The organism is Streptomyces sp. ActVer (genome assembly GCF_027270795.1).
GTDB classification, from domain to species: domain Bacteria; phylum Actinomycetota; class Actinomycetes; order Streptomycetales; family Streptomycetaceae; genus Streptomyces; species Streptomyces umbrinus_A.
In genome coordinates, this window is record NZ_JAPWHT010000605.1 from 1 (window position 1) to 5,112 (window position 5,112).

Sequence of the window (5,112 nt, forward strand, 5' to 3'; positions counted from 1 at the left end):
ATCTCCGGGGCCGTCGCCTCCGGCGCGCGGCAACTGCTCGCGCACGTCGAGGTCTCGCTCGGCCGGGCGGACGAGGAGCGTACGGCCGCGGAGCGTGCCAAGGCGCGGCGGGAGCAGGACCTAGTCGTCGCCCGCAACGAGGGCCGCGACCTCAAGGCCGAGCTCGACAAGCTCACGGACTCGGTGCACCGCGGCGAGGTCCTGGGCGCCGAGAAGCGGATGCGGATCGAGCAGCTGGAGGCCAAGGCGCTGGAGGAGCTGGGGGTCGAACCGGCCGGACTGATCGCGGACTTCGGCCCCGATCAGCTCGTACCGCCCTCCCTGCCCGCCGAGGGCGAGGAGCTGCCGGAGGATCCGGAGCATCCGCGCAACCAGCCCCGGCGCTTCCACCGTGCCGAGCAGGAGAAGCGCCTCAAGTCCGCCGAACGGGCCTACCAGCAGCTGGGCAAGGTCAACCCGCTGGCCCTGGAGGAGTTCTCCGCGCTGGAGGAGCGTCACAAGTTCCTCAGCGAGCAGCTGGAGGACCTGAAGAAGACGCGTGCCGATCTTCTTCAGGTGGTGAAGGAGGTCGACGAGCGGGTCGAGCAGGTCTTCACCCAGGCGTTCTGGGACACGGCGCGGGAGTTCGAAGGGGTCTTCAGCCGGCTGTTCCCGGGTGGGGAGGGGCGGCTGATCCTCACCGATCCCGACAACATGCTCACCACGGGTGTCGATGTGGAGGCGCGGCCGCCCGGGAAGAAGGTCAAGCGGCTGTCGCTGCTGTCCGGTGGAGAGCGGTCGCTGACCGCCGTGGCCATGCTCGTGTCGATCTTCAAGGCGCGGCCCAGTCCGTTCTATGTGATGGACGAGGTCGAGGCGGCGCTGGACGACACGAATCTTCAGCGGTTGATCCGGATCATGCAGGAGCTGCAGGAGGCTTCGCAGTTGATCGTGATCACGCATCAGAAGCGGACGATGGAAGTTGCCGACGCGTTGTATGGCGTGTCCATGCAGGGGGATGGTGTGTCGAAGGTCATCAGCCAGAGGCTGCGCTGACCTTCGGGCGGGCCGTCGTATCGCCGCGGGTTCGTCGTGGCTGGTCGCGCGGTTCCCCGCGCCCCTTTCGGGGCGCCCATGCTCGGGCACCTCCGAACCGCGCCGTTTCTTTCTCTTCAAAGCTTGAACACATCTCCGCCACCTCGGGTCTCATTGCTCACAGCTACCCCCTCTTGACTTCGGAACTTGAAGGCATAAGGTCGACGGCATTGCTTTTACCTTCAGGTGGTGGGTGGCGTAAACGTGTGCGCCACTGGAAACACCTTCCCGAAGGGCTCGCCCCCACCCCCGGCAGTGAGGCCGGTGGCCCGAGGAGTTACACGTGACCAGCTCAGCGCAGCCGCTCAAGTCAGGAGCCCGTGAGGCTCATCCCGAACATCTCGGGCACGTCATCTTCATCGCGGCGGCGGCCGCGATGGGCGGTTTCCTCTTCGGCTACGACAGTGCCGTGATCAACGGCGCCGTCGAGGCCATCCGGCACCGGTACGACATCGGCTCCGCGGCCCTGGCCCAGGTCATCGCCATCGCGCTGATCGGCTGTGCGATCGGTGCCGCCACCGCCGGCCGGATCGCCGACCGCATCGGCCGTATCCGCTGCATGCAGATCTCGGCCGTGCTGTTCACCGTCAGCGCCGTCGGCTCCGCGCTGCCCTTCGCCCTGTACGACCTGGCCTTCTGGCGGGTCGTCGGCGGCTTCGCCATCGGTATGGCCTCGGTCATCGGCCCGGCCTACATCGCCGAGGTCGCCCCCGCCGCGTACCGCGGACGGCTCGGCTCCTTCCAGCAGGCCGCGATCGTCATCGGCATCGCCATCTCGCAGCTGGTCAACTGGGGCATCCTGAACGCCGCCGGCGGCGACCAGCGCGGCGAGATCATGGGCCTGGAGGCCTGGCAGGTCATGCTCGGCGTCATGGTCGTTCCGGCCGTGCTCTACGGGCTGCTCTCCTTCGCGATCCCCGAGTCGCCGCGCTTCCTGATCTCCGCCGGCAAGGACGAGCGCGCCCGTGAGGTGCTGCGCGAGGTCGAGGGTGACCACGTCGACCTGGACGCCCGCGTCGCCGAGATCGAGCACGCCATGAAGAGCGAGCACAAGTCGGTCTTCAAGGACCTGCTCGGCGGGACCTTCTTCTTCAAGCCGATCGTCTGGATCGGCATCGGCCTCTCGGTCTTCCAGCAGTTCGTCGGCATCAACGTCGCGTTCTACTACTCCTCGACGCTGTGGCAGTCGGTCGGTGTCGACCCGTCCGAGTCGTTCTTCTACTCGTTCACGACGTCGATCATCAACATCGTCGGCACCGTGATCGCCATGATCTTCGTCGACCGGATCGGCCGTAAGCCGCTCGCGCTCATCGGCTCCGTGGGCATGGTCATCGGGCTCGGCCTGGAAGCCTGGGCCTTCTCCTTCGACCTCGTCGACGGCAAGCTGCCGGCCACCCAGGGCTGGGTCGCCCTGATCGCCGCCCATGTGTTCGTGCTCTTCTTCGCCCTCTCCTGGGGTGTCGTCGTCTGGGTCTTCCTCGGCGAGATGTTCCCGAACAAGATCCGCGCCGCCGCCCTCGGTGTCGCCGCCTCCGCACAGTGGATCGCCAACTGGGCCATCACCGCGAGCTTCCCGTCGCTGGCCGACTGGAACCTCTCCCTGACCTACGTCATCTACACGGTCTTCGCCGCGCTCTCCATCCCGTTCGTGCTCAAGTTCGTGACGGAGACGAAGGGCAAGACCCTGGAGGAGATGGGCTAGCCCGTCGAGCAGCCGCGGCTCGCGCGAGCCCCGGCGGCTCCCCGAACTCGGGGAGAAGGGCCAAGTCCCCGCTGCCCCTCTCCCCGTACTCGTAGGACGTACTGCCCCGGCTCGGCCCCCGAAGATCCGCCCCAGGATCAGAGGCTCTTGAGCCGGGGCAGTACGTTCTCGCAGAACAGGTGCATGCTGCGCCAGCCCTCGTCGAGCGGCATCCCGCCGGACAGCGGATGCAGTACGTAGCTGTCGAGGCCCTGCGCCAGACACTCGTCCGGCGTAACGATCCGGTAGACGCCCTCGGCGCGCAGCTCGTCGACCGTCGTGGCCGCCGACCGCACCGCCGAGCGGATGTCGGACGACTGCCAGGAGGCGTACGTCCTCGCCTCGTGCAGGAAGTGCTCGCCGTGCTCGGCCCACACACGGTCCGGGTCCTCGGCCAGGTGCAGGAGCGGGGTGACCGCCGAGGGCATCATGGTCCAGCCCTGCGTGCCGTACTCGACCAGCCGCTCCTTGTAGTAGGCCTCCAGCTCCGGCAGATGCGCGCTCGGGAAGAACGGCAGGCCGAGCCGGGCCGCTCGCCGGGCCGCCGCCTTGGAGGAGCCGCCGACCAGCAGCAGGGGGTGCGGATCCGAGAAGGGGCGCGGCGTGACCCGTACCGTACGGCCCTGGTACTCGAACTCCTCGCCGGTCCACGCCTTCAGCAGTGTCTCCAGGAGCTCGTCCTGGAGACGGCCGCGGCGCTTCCACTCCACGTCGAAGATCGCGTACTCCTCGGGCCGGTAGCCGATCCCCGCGACCGTGATCAGCCGGCCGCCGCTCAGCAGGTCGAGCACGGCGATGTCCTCGGCCAGCCGCAGTGGGTCGTGCAGCGGGCCGATGATCGCCGAGACGGTGACCGCGATGCGCCGCGTCGCGCCGAAGACCGCGCCCGCGAAGGTGAACGGCGAGGGCAGCCAGTTGTTCTCGACGCCGTGGTGCTCCTCGGTCTGCACGGTGGTCATCCCGCGGTCGTCGGCGTAGGTCGCCATCTCCAGCGCGGCCTTGTAGCGGGCGCTGAGCGAGGCGGGTGTCGCGCCGGGCTCAACGAGGTTGAAACGTACGACCGTTGCGGGCATGGGAAAGTCCCCCTTCGCCGAGCCGGGTGGGGTGCCGGTGATGTCGGTGCAGGGGGACGGTAGCTGACGGATCGTCAGACGGCCAGAGTGGCGGGCTTCTTGTCCGGCTCCGGCTCGGGCACGGTCGCCGCGGGCTTCGGCAGCAGCACGTACAGGAGGAAGGGGACGACGATCGCGGCCACCCGGCCGAGGCCGTACTCGCCGACCGGGTTGCCGGAGGCCGGCGGTCCGGTGAACCAGCCGGACGTGGTGAAGAGCAGTCCCGCAGCCAGGCCGAGCGCCCAGGCGGCCACCGCGGCCGGGGCGAAGCCGCCGCGGTACCAGTAGGCGCTGGTGCGCGTGGTGTCGAGCAGCGCCTTCGCGTCGTACTCCCGGCGGCGCAGCATGTCCGCCCCGAAGACGCCGACCCAGGCGGAGAACGCGACCGCGAGCAACGACAGGAACGCGATGAACGAGCCCATGAAGCTGGTCGCGACGAGAATCAGGACGCCGACGAGGACCAGCGAGATCACCGCGTTCACCGACACGGCCCAGTGGCGCGACACCCTGAAGCCGAGGGCCTGCGCGGTGAACCCCGCCGAGGAACGAGACCGGATCGGCGGCCGAGGCCAGGTCGGGCGTCGAGACCGCCATCACCGCACCCATGAGGATCATGGGGAGTACGACGATGCCGGCGCCGCCGACCGAGTGCCCCACGATCGCCTTCGAGGACGCCGTGCGCGACAGGTACCGGGTGAAGTCGGGGGAGGACGGCACCCAGCGATCCCGCCCGCCGCGATCAGCCCGACGCCCGTGATCATCGGGGGCGTCGGGCCGGGTCGCCCACTGCGACGCGAGGTCGGGCGGCGGGTCAGGCCGGCCCGTAGGGCGTACAGCCCTGTGCGGACAACGAACGGCCCTGTGAGAGGTCACGCATACTGGACGCGTTATGGAAATCGTCATCCTTGCTGTAGTCATCGCCGTGGTCGTGATCGGCGCGCTCGGCGGGCTCGTCATCGGCAGCCGCAAGCGGAAGCAGCTGCCCCCGTCGCCCCCCGCCGCCCCCGACATCACCGCTCCGCCGGCCGAGCCGCATATCGGCGACGAGGCCGAGACGCCGCGCGACGAACCGCGCCGCACGATAGAGGAGGTGGATCTTCCGGACGCCTCGGCGGCCGCGCCGGTCGCCGTCGACGAGCCCGCGCCGGTGGTCGAAGCGCCCCCGGTCGAGGTCCCGGAGCCGAC

The 5,112-nt window shown here is 69.2% G+C and carries 3 protein-coding genes and 2 pseudogenes; 3 read left to right on the plus strand and 2 right to left on the minus strand.

From position 1 onward, the window contains the following. Together O3Q52_RS48680 and O3Q52_RS48685 are read left to right on the plus strand one after the other, a co-directional pair. Positions 1–1,035, plus strand: a 1,035-nt coding sequence (locus O3Q52_RS48680; RefSeq protein ID WP_269654863.1) for an AAA family ATPase, incomplete at its 5' end; no start/stop codon positions are given. A gap of 322 nt (positions 1,036–1,357) precedes the next feature. Continuing rightward, a complete protein-coding gene (locus tag O3Q52_RS48685) occupies positions 1,358–2,776 on the plus strand; it encodes a sugar porter family MFS transporter (protein WP_269654864.1) in 1,419 nt (472 codons plus the stop codon). Positions 2,777–2,913: 137 nt separating this feature from the next. Here O3Q52_RS48685 and O3Q52_RS48690 read toward each other — a convergent pair whose 3' ends face one another. Together O3Q52_RS48690 and O3Q52_RS48695 are read right to left on the minus strand one after the other, a co-directional pair. Continuing rightward, positions 2,914–3,888 carry an LLM class flavin-dependent oxidoreductase gene (locus O3Q52_RS48690; RefSeq protein WP_269654865.1) on the minus strand — a complete coding sequence of 325 codons (975 nt, stop codon included), beginning with the start codon at positions 3,886–3,888 and terminating at the stop codon, positions 2,914–2,916. 74 nt (positions 3,889–3,962) lie between these two features. After that, positions 3,963–4,688, minus strand: a pseudogene (locus O3Q52_RS48695) (cytosine permease); the annotation flags it as partial. Positions 4,689–4,816: 128 nt separating this feature from the next. On the opposite strand from O3Q52_RS48695, the pseudogene O3Q52_RS48700 reads away from it, so the two are divergent. After that, positions 4,817–5,112, plus strand: a pseudogene (locus O3Q52_RS48700) (signal recognition particle-docking protein FtsY); the annotation flags it as partial.

Coding starts and splice junctions, on each gene's coding strand:
- O3Q52_RS48690 (WP_269654865.1), bottom strand. CDS start 3,888: ATGCCCGCAACGGTCGTACGTTTCAACCTCGTTGAGCCCGGCGCGACA.